This window comes from Bacillus sp. FAU18 (assembly GCF_056033885.1).
The window spans coordinates 1,913,501-1,935,476 of record NZ_JBVYHZ010000003.1 but is presented as its reverse complement, the minus strand read 5'-3'; the positions used below and the strand labels follow the sequence as shown (position 1 = coordinate 1,935,476).

Annotated in this window: 21 protein-coding genes and 4 pseudogenes; 14 read left to right on the top strand and 11 right to left on the bottom strand. The window is 39.2% G+C overall.

The window, feature by feature from the left end:
• The first annotated feature begins 35 nt into the window (after window positions 1–35).
• From AC0OMU_RS10355 to AC0OMU_RS10345, 3 genes are all read left to right on the top strand, one after another.
• On the top strand, window positions 36–185 hold the full coding sequence (locus AC0OMU_RS10355; RefSeq protein WP_015382874.1) for a hypothetical protein: 150 nt from the start codon (window positions 36–38) through the stop codon (window positions 183–185).
• Complete coding sequence (locus AC0OMU_RS10350; RefSeq protein ID WP_080030634.1) at window positions 182–361, top strand: hypothetical protein; 180 nt, start codon at window positions 182–184, stop codon at window positions 359–361. Before AC0OMU_RS10355 ends, AC0OMU_RS10350 begins: the two co-directional genes overlap by 4 nt.
• 85 nt (window positions 362–446) lie before the next feature.
• Complete coding sequence (locus tag AC0OMU_RS10345; protein ID WP_181218343.1) at window positions 447–890, top strand: carboxymuconolactone decarboxylase family protein; 444 nt, start codon at window positions 447–449, stop codon at window positions 888–890.
• A 79-nt stretch (window positions 891–969) separates the two neighbouring features.
• On the opposite strand, the gene AC0OMU_RS10340 is transcribed toward AC0OMU_RS10345, so the two are convergent.
• Window positions 970–1,650, bottom strand: coding sequence for an ArsR/SmtB family transcription factor (locus AC0OMU_RS10340; protein WP_181218341.1), 681 nt, complete (start codon window positions 1,648–1,650; stop codon window positions 970–972).
• An 89-nt stretch (window positions 1,651–1,739) separates the two neighbouring features.
• Between AC0OMU_RS10340 and AC0OMU_RS10335 the strand changes: the two genes are divergently transcribed.
• On the top strand, window positions 1,740–2,363 hold the full coding sequence (locus AC0OMU_RS10335) for a flavin reductase family protein (RefSeq protein ID WP_015482859.1): 624 nt from the start codon (window positions 1,740–1,742) through the stop codon (window positions 2,361–2,363).
• Between the two features lie 117 nt (window positions 2,364–2,480).
• Here the strand turns inward: AC0OMU_RS10335 and AC0OMU_RS10330 are convergent.
• Window positions 2,481–3,930: pseudogene (locus AC0OMU_RS10330) on the bottom strand (aminotransferase-like domain-containing protein).
• 132 nt (window positions 3,931–4,062) lie between these two features.
• Between AC0OMU_RS10330 and AC0OMU_RS10325 the strand changes: the two are divergent.
• From AC0OMU_RS10325 to AC0OMU_RS10300, 6 genes are all read left to right on the top strand, one after another.
• Window positions 4,063–4,965 (top strand): DMT family transporter, encoded by a 903-nt coding sequence (locus tag AC0OMU_RS10325; RefSeq protein ID WP_474241155.1) that lies wholly within the window; start codon window positions 4,063–4,065, stop codon window positions 4,963–4,965.
• Window positions 4,966–5,208: 243 nt separating this feature from the next.
• Window positions 5,209–5,910: a response regulator transcription factor gene (locus AC0OMU_RS10320; RefSeq protein WP_181218391.1), complete on the top strand. Its 702-nt coding sequence runs from the start codon at window positions 5,209–5,211 to the stop codon at window positions 5,908–5,910.
• A 3-nt stretch (window positions 5,911–5,913) separates the two neighbouring features.
• Complete coding sequence (locus AC0OMU_RS10315; RefSeq protein WP_015482855.1) at window positions 5,914–7,362, top strand: HAMP domain-containing sensor histidine kinase; 1,449 nt, start codon at window positions 5,914–5,916, stop codon at window positions 7,360–7,362.
• Window positions 7,359–8,498 carry a WD40 repeat domain-containing protein gene (locus AC0OMU_RS10310; RefSeq protein WP_322840191.1) on the top strand — a complete coding sequence of 380 codons (1,140 nt, stop codon included), beginning with the start codon at window positions 7,359–7,361 and terminating at the stop codon, window positions 8,496–8,498. The genes AC0OMU_RS10315 and AC0OMU_RS10310 overlap by 4 nt, the downstream gene beginning before the upstream one ends.
• Window positions 8,499–8,740: 242 nt before the next feature.
• Complete coding sequence (locus AC0OMU_RS10305; protein ID WP_181218331.1) at window positions 8,741–9,568, top strand: polysaccharide deacetylase family protein; 828 nt, start codon at window positions 8,741–8,743, stop codon at window positions 9,566–9,568.
• A 154-nt stretch (window positions 9,569–9,722) separates the two neighbouring features.
• A complete protein-coding gene (locus AC0OMU_RS10300; protein ID WP_181218328.1) occupies window positions 9,723–10,610 on the top strand; it encodes an LCP family glycopolymer transferase in 888 nt (295 codons plus the stop codon).
• A 69-nt stretch (window positions 10,611–10,679) separates the two neighbouring features.
• Here AC0OMU_RS10300 and AC0OMU_RS10295 read toward each other — a convergent pair.
• From AC0OMU_RS10295 to AC0OMU_RS10275, 5 genes and pseudogenes are all read right to left on the bottom strand, one after another.
• Window positions 10,680–11,471, bottom strand: a pseudogene (locus tag AC0OMU_RS10295) (GNAT family N-acetyltransferase).
• Window positions 11,472–11,659: 188 nt separating this feature from the next.
• Window positions 11,660–11,904 (bottom strand): annotated as a pseudogene (locus tag AC0OMU_RS10290) (low molecular weight phosphatase family protein).
• Window positions 11,905–11,962: 58 nt separating this feature from the next.
• The gene (locus tag AC0OMU_RS10285; RefSeq protein WP_474241154.1) at window positions 11,963–13,270 is read right to left on the bottom strand and encodes an arsenic transporter; all 1,308 of its coding nucleotides are present in this window, start codon (window positions 13,268–13,270) and stop codon (window positions 11,963–11,965) included.
• 12 nt (window positions 13,271–13,282) lie between these two features.
• Window positions 13,283–13,618 (bottom strand): metal-responsive transcriptional regulator AseR, encoded by a 336-nt coding sequence (gene aseR, locus AC0OMU_RS10280; RefSeq protein ID WP_015482851.1) that lies wholly within the window; start codon window positions 13,616–13,618, stop codon window positions 13,283–13,285.
• A 761-nt stretch (window positions 13,619–14,379) separates the two neighbouring features.
• On the bottom strand, window positions 14,380–14,976 hold the full coding sequence (locus AC0OMU_RS10275; protein ID WP_020425115.1) for a TetR/AcrR family transcriptional regulator: 597 nt from the start codon (window positions 14,974–14,976) through the stop codon (window positions 14,380–14,382).
• Between the two features lie 203 nt (window positions 14,977–15,179).
• Between AC0OMU_RS10275 and AC0OMU_RS10270 the strand changes: the two genes are divergently transcribed.
• On the top strand, window positions 15,180–16,367 hold the full coding sequence (locus AC0OMU_RS10270; protein WP_474241153.1) for an MFS transporter: 1,188 nt from the start codon (window positions 15,180–15,182) through the stop codon (window positions 16,365–16,367).
• 143 nt (window positions 16,368–16,510) lie between these two features.
• On the opposite strand, the gene AC0OMU_RS10265 is transcribed toward AC0OMU_RS10270, so the two are convergent.
• Window positions 16,511–17,104, bottom strand: a complete 594-nt coding sequence (locus tag AC0OMU_RS10265; protein ID WP_474241152.1) for an NAD(P)H-dependent oxidoreductase — start codon at window positions 17,102–17,104, stop codon at window positions 16,511–16,513.
• A 110-nt stretch (window positions 17,105–17,214) separates the two neighbouring features.
• Here AC0OMU_RS10265 and AC0OMU_RS10260 point away from each other — a divergent pair, with 110 nt between their 5' ends.
• On the top strand, window positions 17,215–17,601 hold the full coding sequence (locus AC0OMU_RS10260) for a winged helix-turn-helix transcriptional regulator (protein WP_003242640.1): 387 nt from the start codon (window positions 17,215–17,217) through the stop codon (window positions 17,599–17,601).
• A 148-nt stretch (window positions 17,602–17,749) separates the two neighbouring features.
• Here AC0OMU_RS10260 and AC0OMU_RS10255 read toward each other — a convergent pair whose 3' ends face one another.
• The gene (locus tag AC0OMU_RS10255) at window positions 17,750–18,622 is read right to left on the bottom strand and encodes a YitT family protein (protein WP_015482848.1); all 873 of its coding nucleotides are present in this window, start codon (window positions 18,620–18,622) and stop codon (window positions 17,750–17,752) included.
• Window positions 18,623–18,875: 253 nt separating this feature from the next.
• Between AC0OMU_RS10255 and AC0OMU_RS10250 the strand changes: the two genes are divergently transcribed.
• Window positions 18,876–19,205 carry a winged helix-turn-helix transcriptional regulator gene (locus AC0OMU_RS10250; protein WP_474241151.1) on the top strand — a complete coding sequence of 110 codons (330 nt, stop codon included), beginning with the start codon at window positions 18,876–18,878 and terminating at the stop codon, window positions 19,203–19,205.
• Window positions 19,206–19,289: 84 nt separating this feature from the next.
• The gene (locus AC0OMU_RS10245; RefSeq protein WP_474241150.1) at window positions 19,290–19,862 is read left to right on the top strand and encodes an alpha/beta hydrolase; all 573 of its coding nucleotides are present in this window, start codon (window positions 19,290–19,292) and stop codon (window positions 19,860–19,862) included.
• Window positions 19,863–19,912: 50 nt separating this feature from the next.
• On the opposite strand, the gene AC0OMU_RS10240 is transcribed toward AC0OMU_RS10245, so the two are convergent.
• On the bottom strand, window positions 19,913–20,338 hold the full coding sequence (locus AC0OMU_RS10240) for a MaoC family dehydratase (protein ID WP_474241149.1): 426 nt from the start codon (window positions 20,336–20,338) through the stop codon (window positions 19,913–19,915).
• A gap of 195 nt (window positions 20,339–20,533) precedes the next feature.
• Window positions 20,534–21,914, bottom strand: a pseudogene (pdxR, locus tag AC0OMU_RS10235) (MocR-like pyridoxine biosynthesis transcription factor PdxR).
• Between the last annotated feature and the right edge of the window lie 62 nt (window positions 21,915–21,976).

Genomic DNA, 21,976 nt, shown 5'->3' with positions numbered 1-21,976 from the left:
ATGGAGAAGTCACTATTTAAAAGGAATGATCATCATTGAAATCGATTGATCTCACAATTTTATCATTAAAGAGAAAAGGAATCCGGACCGAAAAAGTGTTAAAAAATCAGTGCCTTGATCGATTAAGCAATGAGAAAGACAAACATACTCAATCAAAAATCACATGCAAGGAAAAAGAGGAATGAACATGTATTGGTTTTTAGGCGCTTTATTATATTTTCTGATCGGTACTTATATATTCATTGGAGTCACTAAAGACAGCCAATCAGGCTCATGGAGACTGCTTGCATTAGCAGCTCCACTCATCATTGCTGGCTACCCTTATTTTTATTCAAAGAAGCTTCTTTCCAAAAGACAATGAAACAGCTGTCATTCAAACCGCACATTGGTAAAATGATCAATACCGGGATACAATCTAGGTATTCTATGGAAAGGAGTCTTGCCTTATGAGTCAAAGAGTGTCCTACTATGAGATTGCACCTGAAGGTATGAAAATCATGATGGATATGGAGAAATACACGAAACAATCTTCAATTAACCGAACAACGAGAGAGCTAATTAAAATCAGAGTCTCTCAAATAAACGGCTGTGCCTTCTGCTTAGATATGCATACTTCTGATGCCCGCAAAATGGGCGAAACTGAACAGCGAATTTACTGTTTACATGCTTGGAATGAATGTGATTTTTACTCACCTGAAGAGAAAGCGGCTCTCGAACTATCTGAACACATCACGCTCATCCCATCTAAAAGGGTTCCTGATGAGCTATATCATCGGGTGCGGGAACATTATGATGAGAAACAATATGTTGACCTTGTTCTGATCATTAATCAAATAAACAGTTGGAACCGCATCTCTATTGCAATGGGGAATCGAGCTGCTTCAAAATAAGAAGAAGGAGTAAGATTAGAACAAATCTTACTCCTCCTAGATATCGTGCCTCATCATCTGGTTTTTCCGCTTCAAAATCCTAAATCATCACGTTTAGATGCTTCTCAAACGCGATTTTCCCGCTTTGTGTAATCCTAATCGCTCTCGTTTTAGGCATACGAACGATCCATTCTTCTTCTAACATGCGCATCAATAGGGCGTTTCCTAATGCTCCTGCAATATGATGCTGCCGTTCACTCCAATCCAAACAGCAGCGTGCAAAAGCTCTCCTCTTATTCCGTTGTTGCTCTTCATTGATGCCTAACTTCGAAAAGAATAAAGCACCCTCTGAAGTCACCTCAAAGTTTAAATCAACTTTTTTTAACATCCCCCGCTCAACTAGTGAATGTGCCATTTGCACGCCCACATAACCTGCCAAATGATCATAACAGGTACGGGCGAAATGCAAGTCCTTTTTCTCTTTTGACTCTTTTAAAGATTTGACTTTTGCTTTAGGCGCAATATGAAGCAATTGTTCGATCACATTTGCAGCATCTGAGTCAGCCATTCTGTAATACCGATGTCTTCCATGCTTCTCTACGCTAATCAGCTTTGCTTCAAGCAATTTATTCAGGTGAAAACTTGCGGTTTGAGGTTTAATGTTAGCGAGATATGCAAGCTCTCCAGCAGGGTGTATCCTTCCATCCATTAGACTGAGAAGAATGGAAGAACGCGAGGGATCTGATAGCAACGAAGAGATTTTTGCAATATTAGGATTCATGATTTTCCTCCTTACATTCATATTTCGATGATAGTTGAAATGTTAATCCTTTACAATATAAATGTAAGCGTGATAAGGAGGAAAAAACGTTGAACATCAAAAAACGAGACACTCGTCGATTTAAAGAAATCAAACCCAAGATCATGTATTATGGTACCTCGACATTTCTTCTAACCACATTGAATGAGGATGGAACCACTAATATTAGTCCTATGTCTTCTTCTTGGGCTCTTGGACATTATATAATCCTTGGAGTAGGACTGGGAGGAAAAGCCATCGACAATTTGGAAAGACACAAAGAGTGTGTCATAAACTTGCCTGGCCCGGAATTATGGGAAAACATTGAAAGAATTTCATCTTATAGCGGAAAAAAGAGTATACCGCCTTTGAAGAAACAGCTCGGATTTACATATAAAAAAGAAAAATACGAGGCAGCAGGGTTAACGCCTTTACAATCAAAAACAGTATCACCAACACGAATCAAAGAATGCCCTATCCAAATAGAAGCCGAAGTGAAACACATTCGGCTTCCAGAATATGAATCGTCATTCGCAATTGTAGAGACGCAGGCACTACATTTTCATGCCGAGGAAAGTATTATACTGGACGAAAACCATATCGACCCTTCCAAATGGAGCCCGCTTATCTATAATTTCAGACATTACTTTGGTTTAGGAAGAGAAGTCGGAAAGACTTTTCGTTCAGAGACATGATCATTTTAAGACCAAGCCATGATTTGGTCTATTCTAGTAACCCTTGTTATTATCAGATCAAGCGATCATTAGGCTTGATCTCTTTTTTAGTGAAACATACATTTAAGGATATAAAAGTTACTTACTTGCCAATTCTTTTATCATTAAACCCAACTCATAAATCCCCTTTTGAAGGTCTTCAAGAGATGCATAAGCATATGATAAGCGAATATAATTCCCTTTTTCCTGAGCATAGATACTGCCGAGATTGAGCAGAATCCCTTTTGATAAGGCTTTAGTATAAAGTAATTTCATTGATATGGAAGGCAATATTTTTATCCAGACAAAAAACCCTCCTTTTGGGATATTCCATGTCGCCACATCTTTCAAATGAGTTTCTATAGCACTCAAGGCCAATTCTCTTCTCACCTTTAATTGCTGCCTAACCTTTTCTACATGCTGCTGGTAGTGGCCGGAAGTAAACCACTCTGCCGCTACTCTCTGGGATAGCGAACTGGATCCGTAATCTGTTTGCATTTTAATGTCAGATAAACGTTCAATCACCGGTTCCGGTCCGACGATCCATCCAATCCTCAAACCTGGGCTTAATGTTTTCGATAAACTTCCTATGTACAGTACGTGTCCATTTTTATCAATTGTTTTAATAGGATATGGCGGAATTTCATCGATCCATAACTCACGATAAATGTCATCTTCAATAATAGGAAGCTGTGTATTCTCACTTACTGCTAGGATCTCTTCACGCCGCTTTTTAGACATAAGAATACCAGTCGGATTGTGAAAACATGGATTTGTATATAAGATAGCCCTTCCCCGCTCTCCTCTTGTTAAATGAACATTTTCAGGCAAAAGTCCTTCATTATCAATAGGAAGTCCAGTCAGCTTCATACCAGCTGATTGAAATACGTGTAATGAATAAAGGTAGGAGGGCTGATCAAGATAAACGGTTGATCCTCTTTGTAACAGCCCCATTGATATCAGCTGCAAGGCTTGCAACGCTCCTGAGACAATCAGAATGGAAGAAGATGAGACGTTGATTCCAATGGTTTTTAAATAGTTGCTTAATGCCTCCCTCAAAGGTAAGTAACCTTTTGGTTCTTCATATCCGAATGCCTCCATGTGTTGAGATACCTTCCCCATCATTTCTTTCATAACAGCCAAAGGAAAAATCTCAGCTGAAAGTTCACCTTTACTGAGCTGTATAAGGTCTGTATTTGATTCTGATTGATTTATCTCTTGAACGATTTTCCGACTTGGCATCTGAATGCCAGAGGTGACATATTGATCCCAATCGGGAGCAGAATTCTTAGCCATCAGTGTCCATGTGTTGTTGATAACAACTGTGCCTTTCCCCATTGTGCCCTCTATTAACCCATCGGCCATCAATTCCTCTAACGCTGTAATCACTGTGCTCCGATTTACCTGAAAATCTTTTGCAAGCGTGCGCTGGCTTGGAATCTTGCTTCCAATCGGCCACTCTCCATTTCCTATTTTCTCTTTAATAAAATGAACGATTTGTCTGTACTTAGGGAGCTTTTTCATCTTTTTTTTCTTCTGGAAAGCTCATAGAATCGGTCTCCTTAAAATAAATTGGTTGGGTCAAAATCCATTTAACTGGTTGAAGCCATATCACCAAATCTTTATTAATATAAAAACACATTAAATAACTGGTTGGTTTTTGTAAAGAGGAGTGAGAGGAATGCGAAAGAAAACAGTTCAAATAATTATATCTCATAGTCTCATGATTGGTTTATGGGCATCTGCTTTTCCGGGAATTCGCGCAGGACTAGAAGGGTACACACCAGAACACCTTGCTTTATTTCGTTTGTTAATCGGCTCTATGGCATTATTGCTTTTTGCTATTTTGACTCAGATGCGCCTACCCGACTTGAAAGACATTCCTGCCATTTTTCTTTTAGGGTTTTTAGGATTTGCACTCTATCACATTTTGCTGAACATCGGTGAAAAAACAGTTAGTGCCGGAGTTGCAAGCTTACTCGTTACTACGGCACCGATCTTCTCAGCCATGCTATCCCGCCTGTTTTATAAAGAGCATTTTGGATTTACGAAATGGCTTGGCTCTGTCATCAGTTTACTGGGTGTGTCATTGATTGCATTTGGGACAGGAGACAATACATACTCATTGAAAGGCTTTTTGGTTATCCTGCTGGCAGCTTTTTCTGAAAGTATTTACTTCGTTTTTCAACCTAGCTATATAAAAAAATATGGTTTTATTCCATTTGTTACATTTACCATTTGGGGCGGAACAGTACCTATGCTTATTTTTTTGCCTGGCTTAGGCTCGGAGGTGATAGACGCACCTTTGAACGCTACATTGTCGATTGTTTATTTAGGTTTATTGCCAACAGTTGTGCCATACTTTGCCCTTGCATATGTCACTTCACTCGTCGGTGCTTCAGAAGCAACCCTTTCACTTTATGTTACACCGGCTTTAGCCTTGATCATATCTTGGCTCTGGATCGGCGAGATACCCACATTGATCTCTCTGCTAGGCGGAGTGGTTACAGTTGGCGGGGTATGCTTTACCTATTTAACACCCAATAAAATCAAACGATATGGAAACGCTCTTATACATAAATAAAGAAGATACCCGCATCTCTTTTTAATAAGCTCATTTATCAATTAAAATTGTTTACCATAGTCCTCTAATCCAACGATAGCTCAATTCCCCCGATTTTGTTGACGATGGTGAAAATATATCCAATTATAGTTTGATCTGAAGTTCTGAATAATCGCTATTAAAAAGGATGCTATAATGAGTGATATTGCAGACTCTAAGATAGATATATTCAATTTAATCATGAAACAGGGAATGAATGAAATAATGGATAAAACGAAAATACTTATTATTGAAGATGATGGAGCAATAGCAGATCTGCTTTCATACGGGCTTACGCAGGAAGGTTTTCAAACGTGTACTGAATCTAACGGAACTTTAGGGATGAAACAGTTAGACCAATTCAAACCCGATCTTCTGCTGCTTGATTGGATGCTGCCAGATTGCAGCGGATTGGATATCTGTAAAAAAGTGACCCAACGCTATAATATCCCTATACTTATGATCACCGCAAAGTCAGATATCACTGATAAAGTCCTTGGGTTGGAATTTGGGGCTGACGATTATATTACAAAGCCATTTGACTTGCGTGAAGTTATCGCCAGAATTCGTACAATACTCAGGCGTCTTGAACAAGCTAACCACGTGAATGATCGAGGATCGTCTAAAGAGGATCACATTCAATTAAAAAATATTGTGATGATCCCAGACGAAAGAATAGTAAAAAAAGATGGGATCATTGTTGATTTGACTCCTAAAGAATTTGATCTGCTTAAGACATTGATTGACCATCGTGGAAAAATCTTTACACGTTCAGAGCTGTTGGAATTCGTTTGGGGCTACGATTTTGCCGGGGATACACGTACGGTAGATACTCATATCCAAAGACTCCGTAAAAAACTGGATGCAAGCGACCTCATTAAAACAGTGTTTGGCATTGGATATAAATTCGAGAAGCAGGAGGAGTAGAGAGTGTTACGGACGATCAAGGGTAAATTTATTATTGGTTTTTTTCTGATTTTTTCTCTCTCTTTCCTAGTGCTCAATCAAACGGTCAAAAGTGTCATTTGGTCAAGCAATGAAAAAATTGTGACCTCAGATTTAATAGACTTAAAAAAAAACAGCATCATGTATATCAATCAAGCATTTTTAATCAATCATTATAAAAACAATGAACTATACTTCGGCGATATGGCCGATGAAATAGTGGATAGTTTAACTCATTCAACAGGAAGCAATGTAGGCGTTTATACCGTAGATGGCACTTTGTTGTCTTCTTCTAATAAAACAGTGTTTTCGCAAGGCATTGACGAGGACCTAGCAAAAGCAATTAACGGAAAAAATGCTTATCATATCACCTATGATCGAAATCAAGCACAGGTGTTTTTTTCTTATCCAGTTGTCATTGATGGTGCAAAAGTTGGCATATTGCGTTTTTCTAAAGATTTTAATTTGCTTTACAAACAAAGCGGAGAGATTTTAAATATTATTTTTTATATCGCTCTTGCGATATTTGTGGCGGCGTTTCTTTTCTCTTATATACTCTCCAGACACATCACGATTCCAATCGTCAAGCTGACAGAGGCCACCTCAGAAGTCAAAAAGGGAAAGCTGGATGTGGATATCCATTTTTCTAGAAAAGATGAAATTGGCCAGCTTACGGTTAATTTCAATGATATGATCACCAGAATTAGGGATCAAATTTCAACTATCGAAAAAGATCGGGACAGGTTAAAGGAACTTAATGAACAGGAAAAACGTTTTTTTGACAATATGACCCATGAACTGAAAACACCTCTGACTTCTATTCAAGGCTATGCTGAAATCATAAAACAAAAAGGGGAATCAGATCAGGCGTTTTTTGATAAAGGAATGAATCATATTGTTGAAGAAAGCCGGCGTCTGCACAATTTGGTTATAAAACTTCTTGAGGTATCTAGAGAAACCTCTAAAGAACAATTCGATAGGATTGATGCAGGAACGATTTTGAAAGATGTATGCGAATCTATGAAATTTCGTGCAGAACGATATAAAAAGAAGATCACCTATGAGATAGAAGACAGTCTCTATGTGTATGGTCAAAAGAATAGAGTGCGCCAACTCTTTATTAATCTTTTGGACAATGCGATCAAATACAGTTTATCTCATTCTGAAATCATGATTCAGGCTAAAGTTACGGGAGATCAGGTTCTTTTTATGTTCAAAAATCCAAGTGATCCATATGACGACAACCAATACACAAAAGTGTTTCAGCCTTTTTATTCAATAAACCAAAAGGTGACGGAAGAAGGAAGTTTAGGGTTGGGGTTAAGCATAGTTAAAACAATTGTCGAAAAACATGGAGGAACAATCAAGATGTTCTACGAAGAAAACCATACAATCATCACTATTGAACTAGCTTACATGAAGGTTAAGAAATGATCATGAAGAACAAACGGTTTATTATATTGTCAGGGATATTATTGATTTCCTTGATTTTTGTATCCAGCTATAATATGGGCAAGCGATCTGAAACCATTATCATTCCAAACAAGGAAGAGAGCCAGATTGATGACGATCAGAAGTCGGACTCCTTTCAGGTGAAGAAGATATATCGCCTCCCTCAAGCTGACCAGTTGCTTGGCTGGTCTTCATCAAACTCTGTAGTTGGTTTTTTCAAAGGAAATGACACAACGGAAGGTAAAGCGCAGCATCTTCAGAATGTCTCCTATCCTTTTGAAAAACCTGAAACTCTGCAGAGCATTGACCGCAATACTTCCAACCTTAAGTTGTCTCCCGACGGGAAAAGTATCGCCGGATTAACGATGTCATCAAATAAGATAACACTAAATCTAATATCACTGACGAACAGAAACAAAAAGGAAGTAGCCAGCTTTTCTTCTAGCAAGGATGCCTTTGTACAGGATATTTCATGGTCAAATAATAGCAAATACATTTGTTATCTTGTCATTGACACGACAAAAAATGACCAGACTGCGGTCAATGTATTCAACATAGATTCCGGAACCCTCAAAACGTATCCATTGAAGAATGTTGATGAAAAGGATTCGCTTACGGCAGTTTCCATTTCAAATGATGGACGTAGTTTGCTGCTAACCATGTTACAAGGGCAACAATATCGCATTATGACGGGGACCATCAGCGGTGACAGCATCACTATTCAAAATAAGCGGCAGATTAGCCCCTATGGTGAACCTGTTTGGTTAAACAATGACCAATTTGTATTTTTAGGTATCGGAGAAACCTTATACGAATACGACCTCAGAAACAGTGAGCTCTCTGTTCTGCTCGAAAATGTAGCTGTTTTTACCATATCTAATGATCGAAAGAAGATCGCTTACTCTTTATATGACAAGGACAATACTTATGCAGGAAAGCTGCAAGGGAAAAATGTCCTCTACGCAGAACCTATATACCACGGCACCAGCCCATCAGAAATATATTGGAGTCCAGATGGCAGCAACCTGCTCGTTTATGAACAAAACCGGTATATTTCTATGGAAAACTCATCAGCCCAATTTTTTGACGATCGCTCTTATATCATATCCTTCAAGTAAACCTTATTTCTATTGAAATAAGGTTTTTTCTTATACCTGCAAGATATTACATAACAATGATTCCTTCATTTGTTGACATTTTGTTTACAAGTTGATCAAACTTCTGCGATAACTCTCATCTATATTAAAAGAGCATCATTTTTACCGGGCTTTGTCTCCAAAGTTTCATTGGTCCTTCTAATTTATGTGACTCGTTCGCGAGAAAACTAGTTTTGATATCTACAATTGAGGAGTTGGAAAAAGTGTCAAATTCACCAAGAAGGGATCGTAAGTTGAATCAAATAGGAAAAATAGGTTTTGGGATATTGATTATTCTAGGTGTAACGTTACTATGCATTTCCTGGAAGGCACTTGCCGGCCCAAAGCAGGAACCAATAAAAGAAAGTACAAACGCTTCTGAGCAGGCGCATATAGAAACACACAAAAATTCAGCACAGAAAAAAGAACAAAAAAAACCTGCTGAAATCGGGAAGGTCGTTTATTTAACATTTGATGACGGACCAAACCCTGCTGCTTCAGAGAAAATTATGGATTTGCTTCATAAATACAATGCAAAGGGAACGTTTTTTATGTTAAAACCAAATATCGAGCGAAATCCTAATATTGTGAGAAAAATGGCGGAAAACGGTCATTCTGTTGGGTCTCACGGCGTGACGCACCAGGTTTCCGAAATCTATAAATCCCCTGAAAGCTTTGCTGCAGAAATGAACGATACATTGAACTACATTAAAGAAACAACCAAAGTCAACACGCATTTAATAAGAGCACCTTACGGGTCAAAGCCTTACATTACTGGCCCTTTTAGAGATGTTGTGGAGCGTGATCATTTTAACCTGTGGGATTGGACAGTTGACTCAGAGGACTGGAAGTACACTCATGGAGAGTTTGTTAAGAGTGTCATTCAGCAAGTCAAAACCCTTGAAGGAAAAGAGCCGCTTATTGTATTAATGCATGAAAAGCCGACTACCGCGGCCTATTTGGAACAATTATTAAAATATTTCCGGGAAAGTGGATACGAAATGAAAGCAATTCATGATTCAATCAAACCGGTACAATTCAGATTCAATTGAAGTATAAATTTAAAGTATCTTATATGAACTACAAAATATCACGGAGATAAAAGAATTATTTATTAGAGAACCGTTAAGAACCAGTACAACATATAAATATTCAACTTGATCAGAAAGGAATTTGATAGTGAAAATCGGGAGAAGGAAACTGAAAATGCAGAGTATTTTATTGTTTGTTCTAGCCCTCTTGTTAACCATTGGAGGCCTGACCTGCTATAGTATTTACCGAAACGTAGCAAAATCGGTCAACCATATGTATGAACCTCTGCAAAGAGATTCTAAGCAACAAGATGCTAGTCTTGGACATGATCCTATATCGATTCTTTTGCTGGGAGTAGATGAGCGCCCCGGTGATAAAGGACGACCTGATTCGATGATCGTACTGACTTTAAATCCAGAGACGAAAACATCGACGATGGTAAGTATACCGCGTGATACCAGAGTATTTATGCGATCAAAGAATACCAATATTAAAATGAACGCAGCATATACTTATGAGGGTATTGAAGGTGCCGTTCAAACCGTTGAACAATTTTTAAACATTCCAATCAATTATTATATCAAAGTCAATATGGAAGGGTTTAAAGATATTGTAGATGAGATTGGCGGAATCACAGTGAATAATGATTTCCCTTTTACCCTTGAAGGGGTGCATATACCAAAAGGGGAACAGCACCTGGATGGAAAGGTTGCCCTTAAATACGCACGGATGAGAAAAGAAGATCCTCGCGGTGATTTTGGGCGGCAGCAGCGGCAGCGAGAAATCATTAACCAAATTATTCACGAAGGAGCACAATTAAAATCTTTAAAAAACTATCAAGGAATTTTGGCTGCCTTAGAAAAAAATATACAAACAAACTTAACACTTGATAAAATGATTGATATTCAACGCTCTTATAAAGAAGCCGTTCATCATGTCAAACAGATCGAAATAAAAGGTGAGGATAAAAAGATAGATCACTTATGGTATCATGTTGTAACTGATGAAACGAGAAAGGACTTATCGAAGAAACTTCGCCAGCAATTAAATCTAGATTCTTAATAAAATAAAAACCGGTATTCACCAACCGCTTACTCATGTAAAGAGAAGAGTTCTTGCCTCTTCTCTTTTTTATGATTTCCCGGAATAAAAAAGAGAGTATTCGATTATTTTCTTAAACCCTAGTTTAGCTGCTAATGCAATGGAAGAATTGTTGCAAATATCACAATCCCAGCTAGGAACAATCCCATTTTCCATACAAAACACTATAAACCTATTTGCTACGCAATAAGCTAACCCCAGTCCTCTATATTCCTCAAGTGTATAGATATCCATTTCCGCTCGATTATGCCCTAAAAATATAGAGGTACACTCACTTACTACATGATTGCCATGTAATACGGCAAATCCAAAACCTTTTGAAGCAAACTGTGAGACAGAATCCCATTACTCCTCATAATACGCGCTGTTAAACGCTGTGCTGTGTGAAATGATGTCTTCGTCTATTCTTTTCAATACAAGACCCTTTGGCAGTTGCAAAGTCTTTTTGAAAGATTTTGGTTGATAAGAAAATGCAGCTCTTCTCATTTGGTTTAAGTCATCTTTCAGTATGGGTTTCAGTACGCTATCCCATGTATCACTGGAAGAAAACAAGGTAAATCGTTTTGATGATTTCACTTGTTCTTCATAATATCCTGCAATGAAATCATGAAAATCCCGATTCCCTTGGTCTCCCGCAATAAAATAAATGCCTGATTCAGTTCCTATAAAAAACGATTTAGGAAAGGTTTGATCATCTGCATAAACAGCTCCCGGAATGGTTTGGTCTAATATTGAATAGACAAATGTGGGACAATATTTGTCATCAAACATTGTTTTTAAGCTACTGTATTTTTCTTTTGTTAATTCCTGCAAAACAGACAACTCCTTTAAAACACCGTCTCCTTCATGATTCTGTTCACAAAATCAATTTTCCTCTGTCACCAGCTAAATAACTTCCCTGTTACAAATCTCATACTAATAAAAACAGGTGTCTGCCTTCAGCCCGCAGACACCTGTTGAACAACACATTGCATTATATAACCCAAGAAAACGCTGAGTATATCGATTCTTTATTCCCCAGTTACAGCAAACTGTTTTAAACGGTCACCAATTTCAGCACGGACCCTTTGGAAACACTTCTTCTGTTCCGTGTGCTTTTGCCGGATCATCAAATTTATCCGATGTTTGATTTGAAATATCAATCCCTGCTTCTTTCATTGCTTTGACAGCATTCGATGTCATCCATGAACTTCGATTCCTGCGCTGTACACATTCCACTTGTCTCCAAGGTATTTCCCCCCCACTCTTCAGCCATTTGGCTGCGGCAAGAGTTACCTGTGCATTGTTTTCCTTGATATAGTGACCTTGTCCTTTTAGAAACAAGAATGGATTATCAGCAGCCAAATATACAGGCCGACAAGTGTGATCAATAAAGTGGGTATCGTGAGGATAATTCCTGTTTTAAAATACGTGCCCCAGGAAATTTTCATACCTTTGTGCGAAAGAACATGAAGCCATAATAATGTCGCCAAGGAACCAATCGGTGTTATTTTAGGTCCTAAATCTGAACCGATGACATTTGCATATATGAGCGCTTCTCTCATCATCCCATGTGTATCTGTACCGGCAATAGCTAATGCGTCAATCATGACAGTCGGCAGGTTATTCATAACGGAAGAAAGAATTGCCGCGATAAAGCCCATTCCAATCGTACCTGCAAACAATCCTTGATCAGCTGCGGCTTGAATCACATCTGAAAGGATATCCGTTAATCCTGCATTTCGGACACCATACACAACAACATACATGCCAATTGAAAAGAATACGATAGCCCATGGCGCCTCTTTCACCACTTTCTTTGTATGGACGGCCGGACTCTTTTGCGCAGCGATTAAGAAAATGACCGCAATGCTGCCCGCTACCAATGATACAGGGATAGAAAAAAATTCACTTGCAAAATATCCAATTAACAGCAGCCCTAAGATATACCATGACAGTCTGAACATGTTTGGATCTTTAATTGCTTCAACAGGTTTTTTAACCTCAGTCAGATCATAGCGTTTTGGTATGCTTTTTCTAAAGAAAAGGTAAAGTACAATGATGCTCGCCAGCAGCGAAAACAGGTACGGGACAACCATTCTGGATGCATAATCAATAAACGTAATATGAAAATAGTCCGCTGAAACAATGTTGACCAAATTGCTCACTACTAAAGGAAGCGAAGTGGTATCCGCAATAAATCCGCTGGCAATGATAAAAGGAAAAACTAATTTTTCATTAAAATGTAATGCTCTGACCATCGCTAATACGATTGGTGTCAATATAAGAGCTGCACCGTCATTTGCAAATAACGCGGCGACGATAGCTCCTAATAGAGATACATAAACGAACATCCGCACACCGTTTCCTTTTGCAGCCTTCGCCATATGAAGCGCTGCCCATTCAAAGAAACCGATATTATCAAGAATTAACGATATCAGTATGATGGCCACAAAAGCCAAGGTCGCATTCCAAACAATCCCTGTCACAGTTAACACATCATGAAAATTGACAACACCTGCTATTAGAGCTAAAACTGCGCCTCCACAGGCTGACCACCCTATAGATAAATTTTTGGGCTGCCATATGACCAATACTAGAGTTAATAAAAAGATGAATACTGCCAAAATCATTGATGTCAATCTAATGCCTCCTTACTGGCAACACGCTTGAGTTTTCTTTTGTTTGATATGGTTTAACAATTCATCCTCCTGATCGATTTGATGTAAGATCAATTGCAATGTATCAAACTCAGGACAGGAACCATTTATTGAATAATAACGCCATTGGCCTCTTCTGTCCTCATTCACAAACCCTGCGTTTTTTAATTTACGCAAATGCTGGCTTATGGCGGGCTGGCTCATTTCGAACATATCAACCAATTGACAGACACAATATTCTTTTTCAAGAAATAATCTCATCATTATAAGCCTAGTTTGATCACTAAGTGTTTTTAAACAGCGAGTCATCGCCGCAACATCAATCGTCATATGGCTCCTCCTTCCCAAATCAATATATAAGCAAATCGTTATATACACGCCAAATGATTATACATTCCCCTTTACGTTTCCATATGTAGCGCTCTTAAGAATCAAAACTTCGAAACGAAAACCTGAGTCGCTCCCCGCGTTTCCTTAGCGCCCCCGTCATTATATAAACTTTTATTTATATAAACAATCCCTTATATTTGGAATATCAAATATTTTTGATTCAATGAATATCAATCTCTTTATGAGAACTCTGCCTTATTTGCCTTTATCCATTGTCGAAGCTGCTCCATTTTTAAAGAATGCGTTTCTATTTTAATCAAGTTTATTATGGGATTCCGGGTGTTTTCAATCATAATTCAGTCTGGTATAAATATTAGACTATTTCAGTTATGGGAGTGGTCATAGAGCCCAAGATGAAAATAGACAATCTTTTGGATATTAAAAAACAGGTCTCTTTAGAGGCCTGTTTACATTGCAAGTATTTTTTCCATTGCCATGACACCTACATAATGGCCATCGATTTTCCCCTGTTCTTTAAATACTCCAACTTTGCGATATTCCATTGAAGTATAGAACCCTTGTTCCAATCGATGAAAAGGAATGTAATAATATGATGTTATGTATTCACGATTGAATGACTTCTTTTTCGACATCCGATAAGAGTTCCCTCGATGATTCCGCTCAGCAACAAAAATCTTATATTTCACTGTACGATGGAACCAATTTGCCATATAATCCGTAGCTTTTGCAGTTCTTATCAGCTACATACTCTCTGTAGCAGAGGTAGCTTGAACTCCCTTAAACGCATTCATCACCAAATCATGCACATAGGAATCATTCACCTCATCCCCTGTTATAAGCAGACGGTAGAAAATTGGTCCGTAAATGAGATCTATGCTTACTTCAATATCAAGATTCTCTCTCAATTCACCTTTCTGAATTCCCTTTTCTAGAAGGCCTTTCGCTTGGAGGCGGCGAGGCTGGAAAAATCGTGTGCGATATTCTTCTGCCAATTTTTCATCCAACTGCCCTGCACCTATTAATTCCTTAATAACGGTTCCTTCCCTGCTTGTCAAAAACCTAGCTAAATTCGTGGCGTGGGTTACTATATCTTGTACTGACGACCCTGTATCAGGCACAGGCAGCCTGTCCGTCGCGGTCGAAAGAAAGCTGTCCATGATAACGGCAGCTTTGTTAGACCACCATTTATAAATCGTTGCTTTACTCACTTTCGCACGCTCTGCAATTTTATCGACTGTCACCGCATCAAAGCCTTTTTCCAGCAATAGGCCATAGGCTGCAGAGAGAATCGCCTTATGCGTTCCTTCATCACGCGGCCGCCCTCGTTTACTCTGCACATGAATCATTCCTTCCCGAAATATAAACTATACGTTCAGTATACTTAACTTGAATAAAAAAAGTAAACAGAAACCCATTTACAAAACTGAACGTTTAGTATATTATTTTCCTTAATCAACGAAACTGAACGTTCAGTTTAGAAAATAACTTGAGAGAATTCATGATTACACTCAAAAAACCACTTAAAAAGGAGTTCATTCTTATGGCTAATAGTAACAAACAAGCAGGTCAGAGGATTTCACCCAGTTTAACCCTTCTTCTCGCAACTGCATGCGGTATCATTGTTGCTAATCTTTACTATGCACAACCCTTGGTCGGATTAATTAGTAAGGCAATTGGACTTTCTCCAAGCAGTGCTGGATTGATTGTTACACTCACCCAAATCGGATACGTTGCCGGCTTACTATTTCTTGTCCCTTTAGGAGATATCATCGAAAACAAAAAACTTATTGTTGTATCGCTCCTTCTAAGCGCAGCGGCTTTGACACTAACAGCATTTGTGAAGCATGGAACACTGTTTTTAGCAGCTGCGTTTTTCGTCGGATTGGGGTCAATCGCAGCCCAAGTGCTTGTTCCATTTGCATCATACCTTGCATCAGACGCTGCACGCGGCCGGGTTGTCGGCAATGTCATGAGCGGCTTATTACTCGGTATTATGCTTTCCCGTCCGATATCTAGTCTAGTCGCTGATATCTGGGGGTGGAATGCAATATTCGCTTTGTCCGCCGTGGTAAGTGTTATCCTGGCCATCGTATTATCAAAAGTGCTTCCTGCCAGAAAACCAACAGCAAATACAAACTATACTGCCTTACTCGGTTCAATGTGGAAGCTGCTGCGCACGACTCCAATCTTACGCCGCCGTGCCATCTATCATGCGTTTGTATTTGGAGCTTTCAGCTTGTTCTGGACTACCGTTCCTTTATTATTGTCCGGTCCTGATTTTCATTTTTCTCAGAAGGCAATAGCACTCTACGCATTGGTGGGCATTGCGGGTGCAGTCGCTGCACCAATAGGCGGCCGGCTGGCTGATCGAGGCTTAACCAGGCTTGCCACTGGAATCGCTCTCGGTGTTGTCGTTGTCTCTTTATTACTGCCGCTCATGATTCAGAGCAGCTCCCCCGTCGGTATAACAGTTCTAGTGGCAGCAGCTATTCTGTTAGATATGGGTGTATCTGCAAACCTTGTGCTCAGTCAACGTGCCATTTTTTCGTTGGCGCCTGAAATTCGCAGTCGATTAAACGGATTATTCATGGCGATCTTCTTTCTAGGCGGTTCGATAGGGTCATCAATTGGAGGATGGGCATATGCCTCAGGCGGATGGGGTACAGCATTATGGATTGGAATCGCTTTTCCGGTCATCGCTTTGCTTTATTTCATCACAGAGAAATAAATCATTCACCAAAAATAAGCAGTCAGGACCAAGCAAATAGCTTATTTTTGGTGGCTTCTTCTTTTTTCGCCATATGTTAAAATCCCTCTGCTGAACAAGAAAAAATCCTGCTTGGTGAGTACAGGATTTTCCAAAATCAATCTTTATGTTAAATCGACACCCTCCAGCTGTTTCAAATATCTTTGCAGGCGAACCTTCGGGTTTAATTCTATATTTGTAATATGCTTTACATACCGACTCGCACTTTCGGTAATTTCTTGGTCACTGATTGTATTGGCGCGATATTCGGCAAAGGAAGGCAGATAGGTCATGCCTACTAAATGGGCAGATGCTTGGAACGGTTTTGTCAGCTCGCTTATCGAAAACAAGTTATATCCACCGGCTTGATAAGAGTGTTCAGGTGAACCGATGGACATGGCAGTTACCCACTCTTTCCCCTTCAATTTATTTCCGCCGGGACCATGAGCCCAGCCAAACGTAAACACTTCATCAAACCACTGTTTTAAAAGCGGGGGACTGCTGTACCAGTATAACGGAAACTGAAAAACAATACGGTCATGGGCGAGGAGCTGCTGTTGTTCAAATTCCAAATCAATTGGTTGATCGCGATATTTTTCATAAAGATCATGGACAGTTACATCTGGTTCACTTAAAACGGCTTCTTTCCACTTTTTATTGATACGAGAGGATTCTATATTCGGATGTACAACGAGTACGAGTGTTTTCATATGATCCATTCCTTTCATTCCTTTGATGTGACATCATTATATGATGTATATTAAAATACAAAAAGTACGCACATTGAATGTATATAGTATCAAAAAGTATACTATTAGGAGTGAACAGCTTGAGAAATCGTAAACTCGGCATTGATTATTCTTCTGATGACTTTGAAGGATGTCCGGTGGAGACAACATTAGATATCATCGGAGGTAAGTGGAAAGGCATTCTTCTTTATCATCTCATTGACGGTAAAAAGAGGTTTAATGAGTTTCGAAAACTATACCCAAAAATTACCCAGCGTATGCTCACGCTACAATTAAGAGAATTGGAACGGGATGGCGTGATTCACCGCGAGGTTTATAAACAGGTCCCTCCAAAAGTCGAATACTCTTTAACTGAGTTTGGAAGAACATTAGAACCTGTTATCCTGCACATGAAGGACTGGGGAGAAAAATATAAAGACAGGATTGATAAGCTCGAAGCAGCACGTAAAGCCGAAGATAAAATCTAATAACCAGAAAAAATACCAAGGGTTTTGACGCCCTTGGTATTTCTGTGATTCAGACCTTCACCGCTGACACCCACAAGCCCTCAAAAAGTGTTTTTGATTACATTTACCGGCGGCATGTCAGTTACCGTTAAAAAGGTCATTCTATTTTTTAATGATGATTAAGATTTCTAAAATTGCTGCCCTTCACTTCAGCTACGTCATATACGGTGACAAAGGCGGATTTATCAATATCATTAATAATTTCCTTTAGTTTGGTTTCTTCTAAACGGTTGATGACACATGTGATTTCTTTAAATTTCTCGTGGGAAAAACCCCCGTAAGCTTCTTTATATGTGGCGCTTCGGCCTAATTGATCACGTATGGTCTCTACCATTAATTCAGGTTCGGCAGTAATAATTTGAAACGTTTTAGAACCGCTTAAGCCTTCCTCAACGACATGAATGACTTTGGATGCAATGTAGTAAGCAATGACTGAAAGCAATGCCCCTTGAAAACCAAATACTATGGAAACAAAAATAAACACAAAAAGGTTTAAGAATAAAATAAGATCGCTCGTACCAAACGGCAGTTTTCGGGATAACAGCACAGCAAGCATATCAATTCCATCTAATGCGCCTCCATTACGCAGCGCTAACCCCATTCCGAAACCAATGATAATCCCGCCAACAACGGTAATTAACAGGGTATCTCCCTCTAAGATAGCCGGGGTGTGGTGGAAAAAGCTTGTACCTGCGGCGAGTGATACGATTCCGATAATGGATAATAACGCAAAGCTTTTGCCAATTTGCTTATATCCTAACCAGACAAATGGAATGTTGATCACAGCAATCAAAATCCCCAGCGGCAAGTTGAATAGCTGTGAACTAACGATGCTAAGACCTGTTACCCCTCCATCAGATACACTGTTTGGAATGAGCACTGTTTCTAGTCCATACGCCGCTATGATTCCTCCAATGATAACCATGATGATTTGGAAAATCATTTTCGCTTTAAATTTCTTATGTTTTTTGGGTGTATTCATACCATTCCTCATTTCTCAAATATTTCGTTATATTTAAATATACCATAATAGATATTTTCAGCTAAAAACATGCGTTTTTTTAAATAAAGTAATTATCAGTAAGGTAACCCTCTTTGACTTAGAACATTCATGTACCGTGCCGCCTGTTGAGCAAGCGGCCCCTTTCAGTTTAGATCGTGAATCGCCCTCAAACTTCAACACCGAAAATCCTGAATTATTCTGATATGATACCTTAAAAAGGAGGTTTGATTACATGGATAGCTTGTGCCGCAGTAAACAAGCCCCATTTGAATACACCTTGTCTCTTATAGGGGGCAAATGGAAAATGAGAATACTCTATGAGTTAGGGTGTGAAAAAACGATGAGATACGGCGAGCTGAAAAGGGCTATGCCCTTCATCACCCATAAAATGTTAAGCGCACAGCTTAAGGAATTGCAAACTGACGGCCTTATTCATCGGTCTGAGGTTTCTCAAACCCCACTGAAGGTAGAGTATTCGTTATCTGACAGAGGGCTGTCTTTGTATCCCCTTATAGATGAAATGTGTAAGTGGGGAATGGCACAAGGAATGCCTCATAAGTAAAAGCTACTTACAAAAAAGTGCGTACTTGTTTCCCAATGAGAGGAATTTTATACTGAATGAAAATACTTCGTTTGGAGAAAAAAAATGAAAAAACAGGTCTATATCATTCATGGCTACAGAGCCTCCTCAACAAATCATTGGTTCCCTTGGCTGAAAAAACGTCTGCTCGCAGATGGGGTCAAAACAGACATTTTAAACATGCCTAATCCGCTCCAGCCAAGACTTGAGGATTGGCTGGAGACACTCTCTTTATATCAGCACACTTTACATGAAAATACGTATTTGGTTGCGCACAGCTTAGGGTGCCCCGCCATTTTGAGATTTTTGGAACATATTCAATTACGAAAACAGCTTGGCGGAATCATCCTTGTTTCCGGCTTTGCCAAATCATTGCCCACTTTACAGATGCTAGATGAATTTACACAGGGATCGTTTGATCATCAAACAATCATCGAGTCCGCGAAGCACCGTGCTGTCATTGCTTCTAAGGATGATCAAATTGTTCCATTTTCATGGAGCAAGGATCTGGCACAACAAATTGATGCTGCGTTATATGAAGTTCAGCACGGAGGTCATTTTCTAGAAGATGAGGGATTTACTTCTTTGCCTATTGTTTATGATGTTTTAACCTCTTATTTTTCAAATGAAACTCGCTAACATCTTTCACCCATCTGCTTCAATCGAGCCCGCAAAGCGGGCTTTCTGAGTTATCGTTTGATCAATACAGATAACTCACCTTCAAACACTTTTACTTCTTTTTGATTATAAGTAGATAGCAATACAGTGAGTATTCCCAATTCATTTCTCTTTGGCTGCTTATCAAGAACCTCAACAATTATAAACAATTCATCATCCGGATATACGGGTTTTATGAATGTCATATGATTCATCTCTGTTCCGGCTATAATATCGTCTCCATAGAAACCTTCTTCAATCCAAAGTTTAAAAGATATGGCCAGTGTTTGTATGCCGGAAGCGATAATTCCATTAAATCTGCCTTTACTCGCTTTTTCTTCATCTACATGCATATACTGAGGGTCAAATTCACCCGCAAACCGCATAATATCATCTTTTGATACTTTTAATGATTTCGTTTTGAAGACCTGGCCAATTGTAAACTCATCTAACTTCATTCTTACACCTCTATTTTTTCAATTGTCTATTTTGTTTATTTTAGCACTGTGATGAGCAAATAAAAAATTCTGTTTTTCGCTAAACAGACATATCGTGGGCTGGACTGCTGGCACTCATCATATACTTAAAAAATATTGAACAGCTCTCAACACTTAGTTCCTTCACTTGGCCGTTTTGCTAAACTGAAAGCTCCCTCATATCTTCCAGGCAGCCTTCAGTTTTTTTATGCCTTCTCTTATGTCGGATTCAGAAACCCCTGCAAACCCGAGCGAGACCGTTTTTGTAGGAGGATGATTTTGATAAGAAAGAGAAACAGGATAAATTTTTACTCCATGTTTTTTCGCCTTCTCAATTAACTCTTTTTCACCAAATGGCAAATAAACGTCAAGTAAGATACGAAGCCCAGAGTTTTCTCCGCGAATTCTGACATGCTCTCCTAATTCCCTTTGCACTGCCTCTAATACAATGGCTCTTTTTTTGCGGTAAAGTTTTCTCATTCTGTTGATGTGTTTTTGCCACTCTCCATTTTTTATAAATTCAGCTAGGGTTAGCTGACTGTGGCAGGACACTGTTTGCTTATATAAGGACGTGATTTCATGCCCCTTTTTTAAAAGAGGTGAAGGAAGAATCATATAGCTGATACGCAGCGAGGGCAATAGAGACTTAGAAAAAGTGCCCATATAAATGACACGGTTATGCTGATCAAGCCCTTGCAGAGAAGGAACCGGCTGTCCTGTGTACCTAAATTCCCCGTCATAATCATCCTCTATGATAAAGGATTGATTTTCGGCCGCCCATTTGAGCAGCTGAATTCTTCTGTTTATTGTCATTATGGTTCCCAGCGTAAATTGATGGGAAGGTGTGACATATACAAGGTTTGGCTGCTGTTCTTTGATCTTCTGTATACAGATTCCTTCCTCATCGACTGGTATCGGAACAATATTCATGCGATTGGCTTCAAAAATTTTGCGTGCTCTTGGATAACCAGGATCCTCATACCCTATAGAAATATTCGGCTCAAAAACTTGGCACAAGATTTGCAGCAGAATAGGGTTCCCAGCACCTATAATCACTTGTTCAGGGCCGCAATGAACACCCCGAGATTGATACAGGTACTCTGCAATGAGTGTTCTCAGCTCAAACTCTCCTAAAACATGTCCCGGCCGATAAAGCTCGTGTCCATATTGGTCTAAGCTATTGACCATGCTTTTTCGCCATGCGGAAAAAGGGAAGTAAGAAGAATCTACATTCCCATAATGAAAATCAATCCATTGTTTATTTTCTTCTGCTTCTTGTTGAATGGGTGTTGTGCTTGGCATTCAAATCAGAATCATGATAATCAGCAAACCACCCGCTTCTTGGCTTGCTCACAATATAGCCCTCAGCAGCGAGCTGTTCATAGGCACGTTCTACAGTCGTTTGGCTGATGGAAAGCTGATTCGCCAGGAGTCTTTTTGAAGGAAGCTTCATTCCTTTTTGAATACGGCCCCGATGCATGTTTTCTTTAAAATATCGGTAAAGCTGCTGATAAAGCGGAATATCCAGATTTCTATTCAAAAAAGGCGTGATATCCATTTGCGCGTTGTTCTCCTAACTGGTATGCATTTTTTTATGAAAACTGGCTGTTTATAAAAGGC